Origin of the sequence: Caballeronia sp. LjRoot34, assembly GCF_964253815.1 — a bacterium.
Taxonomy (GTDB): Bacteria; Pseudomonadota; Gammaproteobacteria; order Burkholderiales; family Burkholderiaceae; genus Caballeronia.
Genome location: NZ_CAXUSB020000002.1, coordinates 2,029,599 through 2,045,790 on the forward strand (window position 1 = coordinate 2,029,599; position 16,192 = coordinate 2,045,790).

12 protein-coding genes are annotated in these 16,192 nt (G+C 60.6%); 7 read left to right on the plus strand and 5 right to left on the minus strand.

The genetic code is table 11. The features are described from left to right. Positions 1-62: 62 nt before the first annotated feature. On the minus strand, positions 63-500 hold the full coding sequence (locus ACSQ36_RS28685; protein ID WP_436184576.1) for a hypothetical protein: 438 nt from the start codon (positions 498-500) through the stop codon (positions 63-65). A gap of 883 nt (positions 501-1,383) precedes the next feature. Between ACSQ36_RS28685 and ACSQ36_RS28690 the strand changes: the two genes are divergently transcribed. Further along, positions 1,384-3,489 (plus strand): phosphocholine-specific phospholipase C, encoded by a 2,106-nt coding sequence (locus ACSQ36_RS28690; protein ID WP_436184577.1) that lies wholly within the window; start codon positions 1,384-1,386, stop codon positions 3,487-3,489. A 77-nt stretch (positions 3,490-3,566) separates the two neighbouring features. Here ACSQ36_RS28690 and ACSQ36_RS28695 read toward each other — a convergent pair whose 3' ends face one another. Further along, on the minus strand, positions 3,567-5,234 hold the full coding sequence (locus tag ACSQ36_RS28695; RefSeq protein WP_436184578.1) for a hypothetical protein: 1,668 nt from the start codon (positions 5,232-5,234) through the stop codon (positions 3,567-3,569). On the opposite strand from ACSQ36_RS28695, the gene ACSQ36_RS28700 reads away from it, so the two are divergent. The 3 genes from ACSQ36_RS28700 to ACSQ36_RS28710 all read left to right on the plus strand — a co-directional run bounded on the left by ACSQ36_RS28700 (position 5,233) and on the right by ACSQ36_RS28710 (position 9,566). Beyond that, positions 5,233-5,583: a hypothetical protein gene (locus ACSQ36_RS28700; RefSeq protein WP_436184579.1), complete on the plus strand. Its 351-nt coding sequence runs from the start codon at positions 5,233-5,235 to the stop codon at positions 5,581-5,583. The genes ACSQ36_RS28695 and ACSQ36_RS28700 overlap by 2 nt on opposite strands. 1,027 nt (positions 5,584-6,610) lie before the next feature. Then, entirely contained in the window at positions 6,611-7,462 is an 852-nt protein-coding gene (locus tag ACSQ36_RS28705) for a PA4780 family RIO1-like protein kinase (RefSeq protein WP_436184580.1), read from the plus strand. A gap of 973 nt (positions 7,463-8,435) precedes the next feature. Further along, a complete protein-coding gene (locus tag ACSQ36_RS28710) occupies positions 8,436-9,566 on the plus strand; it encodes an IS110 family transposase (protein ID WP_436183738.1) in 1,131 nt (376 codons plus the stop codon). 493 nt (positions 9,567-10,059) lie between these two features. On the opposite strand, the gene ACSQ36_RS28715 is transcribed toward ACSQ36_RS28710, so the two are convergent. The 3 genes from ACSQ36_RS28715 to ACSQ36_RS28725 all read right to left on the minus strand — a co-directional run bounded on the left by ACSQ36_RS28715 (position 10,060) and on the right by ACSQ36_RS28725 (position 12,881). Continuing rightward, positions 10,060-10,914 carry an NAD-dependent protein deacetylase gene (locus tag ACSQ36_RS28715; protein WP_436184968.1) on the minus strand — a complete coding sequence of 285 codons (855 nt, stop codon included), beginning with the start codon at positions 10,912-10,914 and terminating at the stop codon, positions 10,060-10,062. A 198-nt stretch (positions 10,915-11,112) separates the two neighbouring features. Then, positions 11,113-11,442 (minus strand): hypothetical protein, encoded by a 330-nt coding sequence (locus tag ACSQ36_RS28720; RefSeq protein WP_436184581.1) that lies wholly within the window; start codon positions 11,440-11,442, stop codon positions 11,113-11,115. Positions 11,443-11,570: 128 nt separating this feature from the next. Continuing rightward, positions 11,571-12,881: an MFS transporter gene (locus tag ACSQ36_RS28725; protein ID WP_436184582.1), complete on the minus strand. Its 1,311-nt coding sequence runs from the start codon at positions 12,879-12,881 to the stop codon at positions 11,571-11,573. A gap of 107 nt (positions 12,882-12,988) precedes the next feature. Between ACSQ36_RS28725 and ACSQ36_RS28730 the strand changes: the two genes are divergently transcribed. The 3 genes from ACSQ36_RS28730 (at position 12,989) to ACSQ36_RS28740 (ending at position 16,188) form a co-directional block, all read left to right on the plus strand. Beyond that, positions 12,989-13,909 (plus strand): LysR substrate-binding domain-containing protein, encoded by a 921-nt coding sequence (locus ACSQ36_RS28730; protein WP_436184583.1) that lies wholly within the window; start codon positions 12,989-12,991, stop codon positions 13,907-13,909. Between the two features lie 118 nt (positions 13,910-14,027). After that, a complete protein-coding gene (locus ACSQ36_RS28735; RefSeq protein WP_436184584.1) occupies positions 14,028-15,563 on the plus strand; it encodes an FAD-dependent oxidoreductase in 1,536 nt (511 codons plus the stop codon). Positions 15,564-15,570: 7 nt separating this feature from the next. Next, the gene (locus ACSQ36_RS28740) at positions 15,571-16,188 is read left to right on the plus strand and encodes a UdgX family uracil-DNA binding protein (RefSeq protein ID WP_436184585.1); all 618 of its coding nucleotides are present in this window, start codon (positions 15,571-15,573) and stop codon (positions 16,186-16,188) included. The last annotated feature ends 4 nt before the right edge of the window (positions 16,189-16,192 follow it).

The window sequence follows — 16,192 nt, forward strand, 5'->3', positions numbered from 1 at the left end:
GAAGCATGTTGCCGCCTCGCGTATACCCGCATATTACCGTGTCAAAATTCCTGGACCGGGGTTTACCCGATTTGCGCGGGTCGCCGCATTTCATTGACGGCGCCGCACGCCTCCGCTACGACTTGCGCAAGCTCGGCAAGCTGGGTATCAGCGGTCGAGGTTGCCTCGGCCAGCGACAGGACCGCCGCTTCGAGGTCCGCGGCGGCGCCTTCGTTATCGGAGAAAAATTTCAGCGGCAAGGCCGCAAGCGCTTCGGCATTCGCCGACGCCTGGTCGGTCAGCGCGCACAGCCGCACCAGGTTCTCGCACAAGGATTCAAGGGCGTCAGCCGCATAACGGCAAAGGGCGGCATCGCTTGCGGGATCCTGGGCCATCCCGTTCAGCGTGGCTTGCGACTTCTCGACTTCACGTGCGAGCGCGTAACTCCGGTCACGTGCGGCCGCGAGGCGCACCGCGTAGTCGCTTAATTGCAAGACCCGCTGCGCCGTATCGGTAAACATTGTGTCCTCCTGTGTCGTCCGGTCGACCAGATGCGTTTTTGGATCAACTGAATCTGGTGCGACCGGACCGCAACAATGTTGTTATGGTCCGGCCGGCGTTCCTCGTCGAGCACACAGGAGCCGCCGTTGCGGGACTTCGGATAACAGCCAGTGACAGTCGATTGGCTGCCTCTGCCCACTTCTTTACGGCATGTAAATCGTAAGCTTTAACGAATTTTTCATAACCATCTGCCTTTCCATAACGGCGGCATGGACAAACCTTGGGCACTGTCGAAACGACCGGCAAATCCTGATAGCCACGCGGCTTACTCCCTCCCTATTGATTAATACTCCCTACCTTATTCAAACAGTTTAATTACGTTTTAATTACGATGCGGATGTTATTTCGATTATTTAATAAATCCTACACGTGTAATTTCTATCCTCTGGCATGTCCTTTCCCGACGCCATCCGCATGCGCATGGCGCCGTCACGCAAACCGTCCAGAGGACGCTTGTGCTCAGCAGATTACTTGGTCTCGACTGGCTGTGCGGCGCCGTGCTTGCATGCACGATGCTCGCCGCATGCGGTGAGCACGATCAACCCGCAGCATCCACGCCGCAGCAATCCTCAGCTTCCCCGTCTTCATCACCCGCTTCTTCGCCTTCTTCCCTTCAGCAAGCCGATGCGTCCGCCTTGACCGGATCATCAGATATACAACGCTGGGCTCTGCAGCAAACCCAGCCGGCAACAGAGACACCCAGTCTTACCCAAGCCGCCCCGCCCGCCGCCGCTTCCGATCCCTTGTTGCCCCCGGTTATTCACGAGGCCGAGTAACACAAGGCGACACGAAAGCGGCCGGCGGGCCCGATCAAGCCTTCCCCACCACGACCGACAGAGACCCATGAACTTAAAAAGCCGACGTGACTTTCTCAGGGCCGCCGCACAGGCAGCCGGTTCCGCCACCGCACTAGGTATCGTGCCGGCTGGCATCCGCAATGCACTCGCCATACCCGCCAATAACCAGCACGGCAGCATCCAGGACGTCGAGCATATCGTCGTGCTGATGCAGGAAAACCGCTCCTTCGACCATTACTTCGGCACGCTCCAGGGCGTGCGCGGTTTTGGCGATACCCGCCCGGTGCTGCTTCCCAACGGCCAGCCGGTCTTCAACCAGCCTATTGCTGCGGGACTCGGTGAAGTGCTGCCGTTCCGCCCCAGCGCGCCCGACCTCGGCAACCAGTTCATCCAGGATCTGCCGCACGACTGGACCTCGGGAAAAGGCGCTTACGACCAGGGCCGTTACGATCAGTGGGTGCCATACAAAGGTACGACCACGATGGCGTATCTGACCCGCCAGGACATTCCGTTCCACTATCAGCTCGCCGACGCCTTCACCATTTGCGACGCGTACCACTGCTCGATCAACTCATCGACGGACCCGAACCGCTATTACATGTGGACCGGCTGGGTGGGTAACGACGGCAAGGGCGGCGGCCCGGTGATCGACAATGCCGAACTCGGTTATAGCTGGTCGTCGTATCCGGAAGTGCTCGAGAGCGCGAACATCTCGTGGAAGATCTATCAGGACATCGGCATCGGGCTCGATGCAAACGGCTCGTGGGGCTGGACCAGCGACGCGTACATTGGCAACTATGGCGACAACTCGCTGCTCTACCTGAATCAGTATCGCAATGCGCAGCCCGGCAGTCCGCTGTATAACAAGGCGCGCACCGGCACGAACGCGGCAGCCGGCGACGGTTATTTCGACATCCTCAAGCGCGACGTGCAGAACAACGCGCTGCCGCAGGTTTCATGGATCGTCGCGCCCGAAGCGTTCTCCGAGCATCCGAACTGGCCGGCCAACTATGGCGCGTGGTACGTCGACCAGGTGCTGCAGATCCTGACGTCGAATCCGGCGGTGTGGAGCAAGACGGTGCTGCTGATCAACTACGACGAAAACGACGGTTTCTTCGACCACGTCGTGCCGCCGTTCCCACCCTCCTCCCCCGCTAACGGCAAATCCACGGTCAGCACCGTCAACGAGATCTTCCCGGGCAGCAGCAGCTATCAGGCGGGTCCCTACGGCCTTGGATCACGGGTGCCGATGCTGGTGGTCTCGCCCTGGTCGAAAGGCGGTTACGTGTGCTCGGAACTGTTCGACCATACCTCGGTGATTCAATTTATCGAAACGCGTTTTGGTTCGCGCGCAAACGTTACCGAATCGAACATCACGCCGTGGCGCAGGGCGATCTGCGGCGACCTGACATCCGCGTTCAATTTCAAGAACCCGAACGCCGCATTGCCGACCTTGCCGGATACGAGCGGCTACGCCCCCACGCAACAGATTCGTCATCCTGACTATGTGCCGGTGCCGCCCGCGGTTCAGGCCGTCCCGAAACAGGAGCCCGGCGTGCGCCCCACCCGCGCGTTGCCCTACGAGTTCTTTGTTCACGCACAGACGAATACGGGCAAAGGCGTCACCTTCGACTTCATCAACACGGGCGATGCCGGCGCGACCTTCCTCCTGTACACGGCCAACAGTCAGACCGCGCCGAGCTGCTATACCGTCGAAGCCGGCAAACGCCTGCAGGATCAGTTCCCGCTGACCGCAACCAATACGTACGACTTCATCGTGTACGGTCCGAACGGGTTCCTGCGCCGCTTCACTGGCACGGCTGTCCAGCAAAGCTGGTGGAATGACAAGCAGGCGCTGCCGGAAGTCGCCGAGGGTTACGACGTCGCCAACGGCAACCTGCAGTTGCGCCTGAAGAACCAGGGCACGACGAGCTGCACGTTCAGCGTAGCGAACGCCTATACGCCCGGCACGGTCATCACGCGCCAGGTGCGTGGCGGCGACACCGAAAGCCTTTATCTGGACCTGCGCGGGTCGTATGGCTGGTACGACCTGAGCGTCACCATCGCCTCGGACACCAGCTTCGTGCGGCGTCTTGCAGGACACGTGGAAACCGGCAAGAGCAGCATGTCCGACCCGGCACTCGGAAGCTGAAATCGGCGGTATCAATAAAAAACGCTGCTGCGAGTGAACCCGCAGCAGCGTTTTTTCATTCGGTACACAACCAAGCCTCAGGTACCCAGATACCCCAGCGGCACCGTCGAGTTCGATTGCGCAACGCTCGCGTTCTTCGACACCACGTACATCGGCATCTCAGTCAGGTTCAGGGTGACCACGCCGTTGCTGTAAGCCACTGTCGACGCGTTGCCCATCCAGTCCAGCACCTGCACCGTGCCGCTCGTTCCCGCCGCGTCGACGCTCAGGTTGTAGCTCACGCTATAGCTCTGGCTGAAGCCGGTGCTCGCGCTCCATACCGCGTTGTTGTGGGTCCACAGTGCGGTGATCGGAATGCCCGTGCCGCGCTGCTGGAATCCATAGGCATAGACACCCGACGGCGTGCCGTTCACCGGCCCGAGCGTGGTCGTGCCGTCAAGCACACGCGTCATTGCCGCGATCGCCAGCGCGGCCGGCTTCGGACTGATGTTCGTCGCACCGTACGCGCCCTGCGGGTCCGCCAGGTCGAAGAAGGTGCCGTAACCCGGTTCGGCCGGATAATCCGCACCGTAGAACACGTAGGTCTGGTCGGCGCCTTCGCCAAGCATGATGATGTGCGTGCGCGCCACCACCGCGCCCTGCGCGAACAGAACATTCGAGGTCGGATAATTGGGACCGTACGACGTACCGAGGTCGTAGCTGATCCCTGTTTCCGTCACGAACAGCTTCATCCCCGGCTTGTAGTCCTTCTGCATTTCCTGGCGCAGGCCGCGCATCTCGTTCATCAGCGCGTTAGCGGCATTCGCGGGACTCGGGTCGGTCGCAAGACGCTCGGGCGGATGCGACGGCGACGTGCCTGCATCGTAATAACCGTGCGTCGCGATACCGTCCAGATACTGGGCCAGACCCAGCGGCGCCATGGTTTGCAGGCGCTGCGTGGTGAGCGCCGGAAACGCGTCGGTGGGACCCATCACGACGGCATTCGGATCAGTCGCGTGGAGGCCTGTATAAACCAGTTTGTATAGCTGTACGAAATTTGCGTTCGTATCCAGCCAGAACTGGTTCGGCTCCCAGGTCACCTGATAGTAATTTTTTGCCATTGCGGGCAGGTATTTCTGCCGCATCGCTTCAGTTTCCGTACCGACCTGGCTCATGTACGTCTGGTACCCCGCCTGGTCGGTGGGCAGATAGGAGCTGTCGTTGAAGGCGGCGGTCGGGCTGTCCCACGCGGGAATCCCGTCGAGCCGAACGAGCCGCATGATCTGGCCTGACGCATAACCGGTGTCGGTTGTGGTGGCGCTCGGAGTCCAGGTGTTCGGTCCGTTCGGCTCCGTGGCCGACAGTTCGCGGTCATCGATGGTCGACGTGATACCCAGCGCATTGAGCATCGCGGTCCAGCCGTTGAACCCTTGCATGCCGAATCGATGCTGTTCCTGGTGTGTATAGGTCGGGGTGGGCACGCTCGCGGTCACATTGGGCAGCACCCCAAAGGTTGCAATCCCGGTCGGGCGCGTACCAGCCGTCTGGACGGCGCCGCCCGCTTTGGCCAGCGTCGCCGATACCGCGAAGTAACCGGCCAGCGTCGACGTGCAACTGAGCGTCGTGGTGCTGGAGCCGGCCGGTGCGGGGAAACTGCCGCTGGCTACTGTGTTGCCGAGGCTGTCATTGACGGACCACGCGAGTGTGTCAGCGGCCGACGGGCTGGCGGTAATCGCGAGCGGAAACGTGCTGCCCGAGGCAAACATGCGCGTGCCGTCGGTGCTCGGCGTGTCGGCTGTAATGACGCCGCTGGAGGACGAACTGGTTGCAGTAACCGGCGACGCGCACGTCATGCGCAGCGCGGCGCTCGCGACCACGGAAGGTGACACGACAGCAGCGGGGCTTGCCGCCCCCGAAGAACCCGTGGTGCCGGCAGCAGTGCTTGCCGTCGTACCGGCTGTCGTACCTGCCGTCGTTCCCGACGTGGCAGCGGCCGTCCCGCCGGATCCGCTGGAAGAGCCGGTTGTCGCCGCGGTGGAACTGGAGCTGGCGGGATCGCTGGACCCTCCACCGCCGCATGCCGCCAACGCTAGCACAACTGAATATATTGAATAACTGAGTAAAGGATGTGTTTTCATTTGAATGGCTGCCTGATCGTAGCGATGGACCTGAACCGGGCAAACCTTCTCCCCCAAGCGCCCTGGAGGAACTCGGTAACGATTGAATCGGGAGGAAAGGCTGGCAGGGTCGCTGGCAAAATCCGCCAAAACGCCGCGACTGAAAAAGACGTATGTTCTGCCTACTTGTCGGAATGAATGTTACACAGACGAAACGTTTTGAGACAGTAAAAAAGACGTAACACGTTGTAACGTCTGATTATTAATCGGTAATTTCGAATATCGTCTAATTAAACAGGACCAATAAAAGCGCTTTAAATGGTTGTGCTGATATGGATAGCAATGTATTAAGGGATTGATTAGACAAATACTAAAATGCCCTTTCAGAGTTGCGTATCAAAATAGAAGCGTTTTTCGATCCGTCCTCGATACGCGTATTGAACCCCGATTCGCAATGCTGCAAAGGGGCGGCGATGGCGGAATCGGCCGGGTGTACTCCGGGATATCGGCTCGCACGACGGAATAAACAATTCGCACGGAAAAGCTTTTGGAAATCCGGTTTAAATTCCTAAGCTGGCAATGTGCTTAGCCTGCAAACAGGGCGTCCGCTGGCGTGCCCGCTATGTGAGTGAGGAGTGAAGGGGTTGGGGGACATGCGTTGGCTTTGTTTGCAAAGCCAACGCGGCTGATTCGGGCGGCTGATTCGGGCGGCTGATTCGGGCGGCTGATTCGGCGGCTGATTCGAGCAATCGGCCAGCACAATCGCCCAACGCAATCGGCCAGGGAACCGCAAGACAAAGAGCAAGCTGGAGCAGACGCCGTGCGGGCGCTTTCAGCGCAGGGTTGGCGGGATGAATGAGCCGGCGAAAACCGGTCCCTCCCGAGCGTGCGCAACCCGCGCGCAACCGTTTCTGCCCGGGCAAATCCGCGTTGCCTTTATAATCCGCCATGATTCCAATTTTCTGCCCCCCCGCCTGCCATCCTCTTTGCGGCTTCCGCGAAGTCCTCCCCTATGCGGTGGCCGTATGAAAACCCCCAAAAGGCTGCTACCGCTGCTGGAAGAAGGCCTGATCGACGAAGTGATCGGCCAGTTGATGAGCGGCAAGGAAGCGACCGTTTATGTCGTGCGCAGTGGTGACTCCACGCGTTGCGCGAAGGTCTATAAAGACGCGAAGCAGCGCAGTTTCCGGCAGGCAGCTTCTTACCGGGAAGGCCGCACGGTGAAAAACAGCCGGCAAGCGCGCGCGATGGAAAAAGGCACGCGCTACGGCCGCCAGATGCAGGAAGAAGCATGGCAAAACGCCGAAGTCGACGCACTGTTCCGCCTCGCCAATGCCGGCGTGCGTGTGCCGCAACCTTACATCTGCACGGATGGCGTGTTGCTGATGGAACTGGTGGTCGATGCCCAGGGCGACGTCGCGCCGCGTCTGAATGACGTGGACATGAGCCACGCACGTGCGCTCGAGCTGCACGAACTGCTGCTGAGTCAGGTCGTGCGCATGTTGTGCGCCGGCATGATTCACGGCGATCTGTCCGAATACAACATCCTGCTGGCTGCCGATGGTCCGGTGATCATCGACTTGCCACAGGCCGTGGATGCCGCCGGCAATAACGAAGCGGCAGCCATGCTGCAACGTGACGTCGATAACCTCGCGACCTACTTTGGGCAGTTCGCGCCCGAATTGCTGAAGGCGAGTTACGGTAAGGAAATGTGGGCGCTATACGAAGCGGGCCTGCTCACTATTGATACAAAGCTCACGGGTCACGTGGAAGTCGACACCACTCCGGTGGATATTGAAGCTGTCATGCAGGAAATTGAAGACATCAGGCTTGAAGAGGAAGCGCGGGTGAGACGCGAGCAGGAACTCGATAGTTAGTTTTTCGCTCGCGCCGGTGGACGGGGTTTTGGGGTTAGTGGGCCGGGTTGATGGCGAGGTTGTGGGGATAGTGGTCGGGGTTGGTGCCGGGTTGCTGCTTTCAGCGTTAGCGGTCTGCCTGACTCGGATATTCTCTTTATCACTATTAGCCACTGTGCGTGGCGGCACGTCATTTCTTTGTCCAAAGCGACAAAGAAACGAAGCAAAGAAAACGCTTTTAAACCACGCTACCCTAAGTGTCCACAGCGTGCAGTTTCTATTCATGGGTGCCCCAAAAGCACGGTGCTCGCCAGAGCCACCGATGTGTGAAACCCTCCTTCTCCGAACACCGATACCCACACGCTTCGCCACCAGTGATTGAACCTGCCCAAGGAGCACCCCGCGCTATCCGCGGACATCCCTCCAAATGTGTACGCACGACGGACCACGCCGCCAACCTACCAAGTAGTAAAGCCCCAACAATGCTTAAGGCCGTAACCGATGAAAATAACCGCGTAGGCGCGTAACCAACTCACAAAAAACCGAAGTAGTAGATGAGCATCAAGCGGTGATCCACGAATATGACCGCGCAGACCAGCAGCTAATCCGTCAAAAAACCGCAGCCATATATACATGTGATGCCGCGCCGGTTCCTGGGCAATGGTGCTTGCCCGAGAGCGTACGGGGCGAAGCGTGTTCGTGTCAGGATTCGCGAGAAGGAGGGGTTCAAACATCGGTGGTTCTGGCGAGCACCGTGCTTTTGGGGCACCCATGAATCAAAACTGCACGCTGTGGACACTTAGGGTAGAGCGGTTAAAGCGTTTTCTTTGCTTCGTTTCTTTGTCGCTTTGGACAAAGTTAGTATGACTTCCGTGAGCAGTAAGGGCTGGCCCCCGTGACAGAGCTAAAACACGCGGGTTAGCATAGCGCCAGAGCCGTAACAGTGAGGGCGAACCCGTCACTCATAGGTTTTGTTTCCAACACGGAGGCCAGCATGCAAAACGATATCACGTTATTTGTCGGACTGGATGTTCACAAAGACTCGATTACAGTTGCCTACGCGCTGGGCAGCGGCGAAGTCGAAGTGCTCGGCAAGATCGGCACGCGCTCTCGCGATATTGATCAGTTATGCAAAAAGCTTCAATCCAAGGCTCGCCACGTAAAAATCGTTTATGAAGCCGGTCCTCTGGGCTATGACCTGCAGCGCCGCCTCGCTGCCAAAGGCTTCGAGTGCATGGTGTGCGCCCCCTCGCTGATCCCGCGCAAAGCCGGCGATCGCGTGAAGACCGACCGCCGCGACGCGCTCAAGCTCGTGCGCTCACTGCGCGCGGGCGACCTCAGCGCAGTGCATGTGCCCACCGTCGAAGACGAAGCGTTTCGCGATCTTGCGCGTGTCTGGGCCAGTACGCGCGATGCCCTCAAACGCGCCCGCCAAGCGTTAAAATCGTTCCTGCTCGCCCACGCCGTGCGATACGCGGGCACGGCGAACTGGGGACCGGCGCATCGACGCTGGATCAGCAAGTTCTCGTTCGGCAACGCATGGCAGGACCTCGCCTTCACCGAGTTGCGCCGCGCGATCGAAGACCGGTTTGCGCAGTGCGAGCGGCTTGAGTCGGCCTTGCGCGAAGCGGTGCCGCAGTGGCGCTTTTATCCCGCCGTGCTCGCCCTGCAAACCATGCGCGGCATCAAGTTCACCACCGCCGTTGGCTTGCTCTCGGAGATCGTCGATGTGACGCGCTTTGCCCATCCTCGGCAGTTGATGGCGTGGCTGGGCATAACGCCTTCAGAATACTCGTCGGGGGGCAGCCGGCGCCAGGGCAGCATCACCAAGACGGGCAATTCGCTTGCGCGAAAGTTGCTGATCGAGGCCGCCTGGAGTTATCGGCATACGGCCCGCGTGAGTCCCGAAATTCAGCAGCGTCATGAGGGCGTGCCCAAGGTGATTATCGATCGCGCCTGGGACGCGCAGTTGCGTCTGTGTGGGCGCTTTAGAAGAATGGTGGCGAAGGGCAAACTCAAAAACGTGGCGGTCGTCGCGATCGCTCGCGAACTCGCCGGGTTTATCTGGGACATCGCCCGTCTGGGCATGGAGCAGGCGATCAACAAGTCCAGAGCGGCTGTCTAAACCAGCAAAAAACAGTTTTGCAATCATCGAAAAGGCAGTTTCCTGAAGGCGGCGTAGCCCGGCATCAGAGTTACCCGCGGCATTTCTTTGCAACGGCTTATCAACGGTTCACGCCGACTTGCGCACAAAGTTAGCGGCAGGCTCACGAGACGGATCACTGTAATGCGGTAACCAACCCGCGAATATCAGATTGATTCACCGTCGAGTGTTACTGCTACGCCGCCCTCAGGAAATTGTAGGAAGAGAAAAGATGACCACAGCTAAAAACACCTGTTGACACGGAAAGTCATATCAGAAATGACGTGCCGCCACGCACAGTGGCTAACAGTGATAAAGAGAAAATCCGACTCACGCAGACCACCACGGCTGAAAGCACCAACCCGGCATAGACCCCGACCGCTAACCCCAGACCCGACCACCCAACATCAACCGCCAACCACCATCCCCACCCCACCAAAACCCCAAAAACCCGTCCACCGGCGCGAGCGAAAAACTAACGGTTGAGGTCGCTCGCCAGCGCATCGAGCGTCGCCCCGCACGGTGCTTCGACCTTCAGTTGCAATAGCGCGTCAGCGCGCGTCTTTCCAAGATTGACCGCCGCTATCGGCTTGCCCGCGCGCGCGGCCCACTCGCAAAAGCGAAATCCCGAATACACCATCAGCGACGAACCAAGCACGAGCATGGCATCGGCTTGCTCTAGCGCGGCCGCCGCCGCGTCCACGCGGGTCCGTGGCACCCCTTCGCCGAAAAACACCACGTCCGGCTTGAGCAAGCCGCCGCAGCGCGTGCAGCCCGGTACATGAAAGGCGGCGAAATCATAGCCTTCGAGTTGCGCATCGCCGTCCGCCACCGGCAACGCAGCCAGGCCGACGAAGCCCGGGTTATCGGCTATAAGTCGTGGCTGGAGCGCCCCCCGCGAAGTCTCGTCGCCGCATTCCATACACCGCACCCGGCCGATATTGCCGTGCAATTCGATCACGTCCGTATTGCCCGCGCTCGTGTGCAGTCCATCGACGTTCTGCGTGACAAGCCTTTCGAACAACCCCAGGCGCTCAAGCCGGGCAACCGCGAGATGCGCTGCATTCGGTGCGGCACCCGCGACCAATGGCCAGCCGATCATGCTGCGTGCCCAATAGCGTTTGCGCGCAAACTCCGAGCCCATAAAGTCTTTCAGCAAAATAGGCGCTCGACCGGTACGCTGCCCTTCAGTGTCCCGGTAGCAAGGTATTCCGGATTCCGTACTAATTCCAGCACCGGACAAAACGAACAGCCGCGGATGCCGTTCGACAAAATCGTAGAGTGGGTTCGAAAGCGTTCGAGACGCGTAGTCCGGCAGATTTTTCATCATCGGAATAGTAGCGGCAACACGCTTTTTCTGCTGGAGCGCGAATCGGTCCGGCGGGTTTGCACCAAAGCGATGATTCGGATCGTCGAAATACAGTCCAAAACCTGTAGACGAATGCCCACGCTCCTTCCGTACCTTGACATTCCGGCCGTCTGTTTCAACCATATCGAGTGGTTAGCAAAGCACTGACGTCATGAACCATCAAGCGCGCGCGAGCACCGACCTCCTTAACTCGACCTTCGCGGCGCTCGCCGATCCGACCCAGGGGCAATCCTTGCGTGGCGCGCCCGAGGAGAGGCATCGGTATCGATATCGGAACTTGCAGAGCCGTTCGACATGACGCCCGCCGTTGCGTCCAGGCATCTCCGGGTGCTTGAGCATGCCGGGTTGATCGTGCGCGATCGTGACGCGCAACGCCGCCCGTACCGGCTCGCCGCAGCGGCCTTTTTTGCTCATCAACCGTAGCTGGACGGCGTCGCCAATTCCTTGCCGCAGCAGCATGCGCCACGAGCCCGTTCGGCTAACCGACATCTTGAAAGATGCGAGCGAATGGTTCGATTTGTATCGGCGATTATGGGAAGCCAGCGAAGGCGGTAGGACACGATCAACCACCCTCCTCAAACCGACCAGGCCCGCAACCAAACCCATTCCGAAACCCTTCACGACACCCGCGCCGCCGGCTTCACTAACTTCCTCACTGACTTCACCGGTTTCGGAAACAGCGGATAAGCAACCAGCCCGCAGACAGCCGCAACGATCCAGACAACGCCCCATGATCCGATCGCGAGCAAATGCGGAATGCACAGCGGCGTCAGGAACAAGCCGAGATAAACGACCGTGTTGACCATCCCGAGCGCCGTGCCCGCGCGATCCTTTCCGGCCAGCGTCGCGAGTTCCGTGTAGGCCACCCCATGCCACGCGGACACGCAGATTCCGGCGAACGCGATCAGCACCATCAGCAACGCTTCCGGCAACCTGTGACCCGACCCCACCGCAGCGCCCAGCACCACGAACGACGCCACCGCGACCAGCGTCGATCCGCGCAAATACGCCCGCCGGTTGCCGCGTTTATCGGTGAAACGGCCGCTTGCAACGCGCATGATCATCGCGCCGAGTTGGACGGTGACCATCGTCGCGGTAATACCCGCTATGCCGACATGCCCGAAGTCATGCAAAAACACGGTGGCGAAAGTCACCACCGCGAACTGTGGAACGCACAAGATGCCGATGCCGGCCACGACACGCCAAATCATCCCGTCACGCAGCGGACCGACCGCGGGCACGGCCGGCATAGGCGAACTCGCATTCGAACCGGCATGCGCTCCGACAGCCACCTTCGGCGGCTCATGCAGCCAAAGCCAGGTGAGCACACCCGAGACCGCGCACATGGCCGCCAGCACGCCGTAGACCGGGCGGAATCCTCCAGTGGAGGCAAGCCAGGGCAGGATCAACGCGCCCAGGCCACCGCCAAGCGGCACGGCGGTCTGGCGAATGCTCATGGCCAGACCACGTTCGCCTTCCTGGAACCAACTCATGACCGCACGCCCGCTGGATCCATTCACGCTCCCGCCGACCAGACCGACCAGGCACATCGACATCACCAGCCACAACAAACCCGGAACGGCCGCATGCGACGGCACGACAAACAGCATCATGGAAAGCAACGCGGCAGCGGTGGCGGCCAACCCGGTCAGCAAGATAGGGCGGTCTCCCCAGCGATCGGTCGCCACACCCCACGGCAATTCCGAGAGCGCAGCACCCAGCCCCATGGCCCCAAGCGCCAACCCGAGCGCCGCGTTGCCGAGGTGATAATCGGCGCGCAGCCAGACGGCGGTCGTTGGAATGCCCGCGGCGGCAGCCGAAAAGCTGACGTTCGCGGCCACGCCGACACCGAGCACTTTCCATCGGTGCGACGCGTCCAGTTCGCGCCGCACTGCTGCCGGCAAGGGGATTGCGCATTGAGTTTCCATGCTTTTCTCTCTTGAATGCTTTCGATGAACCCAGTGTCGCGGTTTATCATCATCCTGAATATCAAGTAATATCGAAATAATGATTCGATAAAACAGGATGATCAACCATGTCGCAAACCAATTTCGATGTCGCTTCACTGCGGACCTTCGTGGCCGGCATGGAGCTGGGAAGCTTCGCGAAGGCGGCGGACCGCGTCGGGCGCTCGACCTCGGCCGTCAGCGCGCAGATCAAGAAACTGGAGGAGCAGTCGGGCGCGCCGCTTTTCAAGAAAGCCGGGCGCAACCTGGCGTTGACCGAAGCGGGCGAAACCATGCTGCGGTTCGCCCGCAGGCTGGTCGATCTCAACGACGAAGCCGCTGCCGCCGTGCGCGGTCCCGACCTCGAAGGCTGGATCAGGCTCGGGCTGCAGGAGGATTTCGGCGAAGTCATGTTGCCCGACGTCCTGGGCCGGTTCTCGCGGGCGCATCCGAAAGTGCGGATCGAGGCACGGGTCGCGCGCAACACGGAACTGCTCAGCCGGATCGATTCGAACGACCTCGACCTTGCCCTGATCTGGGACGACTCGGTTTCGTTAAGCCATGAACTTCCAGGCAGCGACCGGCACGAGATGATCGCCGAGCCCGCGATGTGCTGGATCGGTTCATCGACCTTGCCATGGAATCCTGATCCAGCAGAACCGCTGCCGCTGGTCGCGTTCGATCGCGCCTGCCTGTTTTTCAGCGCCGCCACGGAGGCGCTCGACCGCGCGAATATCCGTTGGCGGGTGGCGTTCACGAGTCCGAGCCTCTCCGGCCTGTGGGCCGCCGCGGCAGCAGGCCTTGGACTGACCGTGCGCACGCGCTATGGCTTGCCCGCTTCCGTCAGCGCGTTCGAAGGCCGGGATCTGGGATTGCCGGCGCTGCCGACGGTGCCGTTGTCGCTCGTGCGCGCATCGGCCACGTCCACGCCGCCGGTGCAGCAACTCGCGACGCTCATTCTTCAATCCGTACGCGGCGGGTCGGCATCGCTCGGCCGGATCGCAGCGTGAGCGACGCTTCGTTCAAGGGATTCACAGGAAAAAGAAAGTAGAAGGTCATTCACGCATCGCCCAAACTCGACGGCCCGCTTTTTGCTAAAGGCTGAAGAACGATTGACGGGAGTGCGACATGGCTGGTTCCATGCAACAAGCAGCAAGATTCGACGATCTTCGAGAGGACCGCGGCACGCGCGTCAGCATTGCCGGCACCCCCATCCTGCTGGTCCGGCAAGGGGCGCAGGTCCATGCGTTTTCAGCGGATTGCCCGCATGCAGGCGCGCCGCTCGAGCAGGGCGCGATATGCAATGGACGCATTGTTTGTCCGTGGCATAAAGGGACGTTCGCGGTCGCCGACGGCAGCCTGATCGAGCCGCCGCCGCTAACCGCTTTGCAACGCTATCCGGTAGTCATTGAAAACGGCAACGTACTTGTTTCACCGCACGCGCAAACCGGGCCCGCGCACACGCCGGCCGCAGACACGCGCACGATGGCCGTGATCGGCGCGGGTGCAGCGGGCGCGGCCGCCTGCGCCACGCTGCGCGAAGCCGGCTTCGATGGCCGTCTTGTGCTGATCGGACCCGAGCACGGCATGCCCTACGATCGCACGGCGCTCAGCAAGTTCGTGCTTGCCGGCGACATGCCGCCGGAGAAGATCCCCCCGCTTTTGCCCGACGATTTCCTTTCGACACAGCGCATTGAACGGGTTGAAGCGTACGTCGTGAAACTCGATGCCGGCACGAAGCAAATCGACCTGTCCAACAATCTCACCTTGGATTACGACGCCGCGCTGATCTGCACAGGGGGTATCCCCAAGCCGATGGATGTACCCGGTTCGAACTTGCCCGGCGTTTTCCTGCTGCGGTCGCGAGACGATGCAGAGATGATTCTTGCCTCACTCGAAGGCGCGAGGAAAGCGCTGATCGTGGGGGCGAGTTTCATCGGGCTGGAGGTGGCTTCGTCGTTGAGAAAACGAGGGATGGACGTCACGGTCGCCGCGCCGGGAAAGGTGCCGCTGAGCTCGCAATTCGGCGATGAACTAGGCCGGATGTTTCAACGACTGCACGAGAAAAATGGCGTGGTCTTCCGCATGCAATCCAAAGTCACAGCGTTCCTGGGCGATGACATCGTGAGCGCAGCGGAATTCGATAGCGGCGAGAAATTGCCCGTGGATGTCGTGATCATCGGCACCGGCGTGCGCCCCGCTACCGGCTTTCTGCAAGGCGTCGAGCTAGCGGATGACGGCGGCATTCCCGTGGATTCATCGATGCGTGCGGTGCCCGGCCTTTACGCCGCCGGTGACATCGCGCAATTCCCCCTGCCGCGCTCGGACAAAACGCTGCGCATAGAACACTGGCGCGTCGCCCAGCAACACGCACGTGTCGCTGCGCTGAACATGGCCGGCGGCGACGAGCATTACACGGGCGTGCCGTATTTCTGGACCTATCACTTCGGCAAACGCCTCGAATATCTCGGCCATGCGAGCGAGCACGACGAAGTCGTGATCGATGGCGATCTCGATGCTCAGGCGTTCATCGCCTATTTGATGAAGGATGGCCAAGTTGCAGCGGCGGTAGCATGCGACCGCGAAGCCCCCGCCGCGCGGCTGGCGGAAGCCATGCGCTCCACTTTGACGCTGGCGCAAGCGCGCAGTGCCGCTGCCGGTTGATGCAGTCATGGCGACCCGGCCCATAGGCATTCGTCCGGACCAGCAACCGGAGCATCTCGATCAATGCCGCCGCTGCGTGTTGTGGGAGGCGGCCACGCAAGCTGTCCCAGGTGCGGGTCCACGGCATGCGCCGCTGATGCTCGTGGGCGAACAACCCGGCGATCAGGAAGACCTGCAGGGCAAGCCGTTTGTCGGCCCTGCGGGTGCATTGCTGGATAGAGCGCTCGATGAAGCCGGCGTGGACCGCGGCCAGGTGTACGTGACCAACGCGGTCAAGCATTTCAAGTGGGAACCGCGTGGCAAGCGACGCTTGCACAAGACCCCGGCGCAACGCGAAGTGGAGGCGTGCCACTACTGGATCGAACGGGAGTTGGCGGAACACGATCCCAAGGTTGTCGTTGCGTTAGGTGCGACCGCGTTGAAGTCCGTACTGCAAAAATCGACCGTGAAATTGCAGGCGTCGATGGGGGGCGCGATCGAACACGAAGGGCGTCTGGTCATCGCGACCTTTCATCCATCGTATGCGCTTCGATCCCCCGATGCCGCGACGCGCGAGAGTGCGTATCGCGCGATCGTCGAGGCTTTCAAACATGCCCATCAATTGATTCAGAAGTACCCTAAATAGCCCG

Excerpts from the sequence above, each read along its gene's own strand:
- ACSQ36_RS28710 (WP_436183738.1), top strand. The coding sequence starts at position 8,436 with ATGCAAAACGATATCACGTTATTTGTCGGACTGGATGTTCACAAAGAC.
- ACSQ36_RS28685 (WP_436184576.1), bottom strand. The coding sequence starts at position 500 with ATGTTTACCGATACGGCGCAGCGGGTCTTGCAATTAAGCGACTACGCG.
- ACSQ36_RS28700 (WP_436184579.1), top strand. The coding sequence starts at position 5,233 with ATGCGCGTGCCGTCGGTGCTCGGCGTGTCGGCTGTAATGACGCCGCTG.
- ACSQ36_RS28705 (WP_436184580.1), top strand. The coding sequence starts at position 6,611 with ATGAAAACCCCCAAAAGGCTGCTACCGCTGCTGGAAGAAGGCCTGATC.
- ACSQ36_RS28740 (WP_436184585.1), top strand. The coding sequence starts at position 15,571 with ATGGCGACCCGGCCCATAGGCATTCGTCCGGACCAGCAACCGGAGCAT.
- ACSQ36_RS28715 (WP_436184968.1), bottom strand. The coding sequence starts at position 10,914 with ATGATGAAAAATCTGCCGGACTACGCGTCTCGAACGCTTTCGAACCCA.
- ACSQ36_RS28735 (WP_436184584.1), top strand. The coding sequence starts at position 14,028 with ATGGCTGGTTCCATGCAACAAGCAGCAAGATTCGACGATCTTCGAGAG.
- ACSQ36_RS28730 (WP_436184583.1), top strand. The coding sequence starts at position 12,989 with ATGTCGCAAACCAATTTCGATGTCGCTTCACTGCGGACCTTCGTGGCC.
- ACSQ36_RS28720 (WP_436184581.1), bottom strand. The coding sequence starts at position 11,442 with ATGTCGGTTAGCCGAACGGGCTCGTGGCGCATGCTGCTGCGGCAAGGA.
- ACSQ36_RS28725 (WP_436184582.1), bottom strand. The coding sequence starts at position 12,881 with ATGGAAACTCAATGCGCAATCCCCTTGCCGGCAGCAGTGCGGCGCGAA.
- ACSQ36_RS28690 (WP_436184577.1), top strand. The coding sequence starts at position 1,384 with ATGAACTTAAAAAGCCGACGTGACTTTCTCAGGGCCGCCGCACAGGCA.
- ACSQ36_RS28695 (WP_436184578.1), bottom strand. The coding sequence starts at position 5,234 with ATGTTTGCCTCGGGCAGCACGTTTCCGCTCGCGATTACCGCCAGCCCG.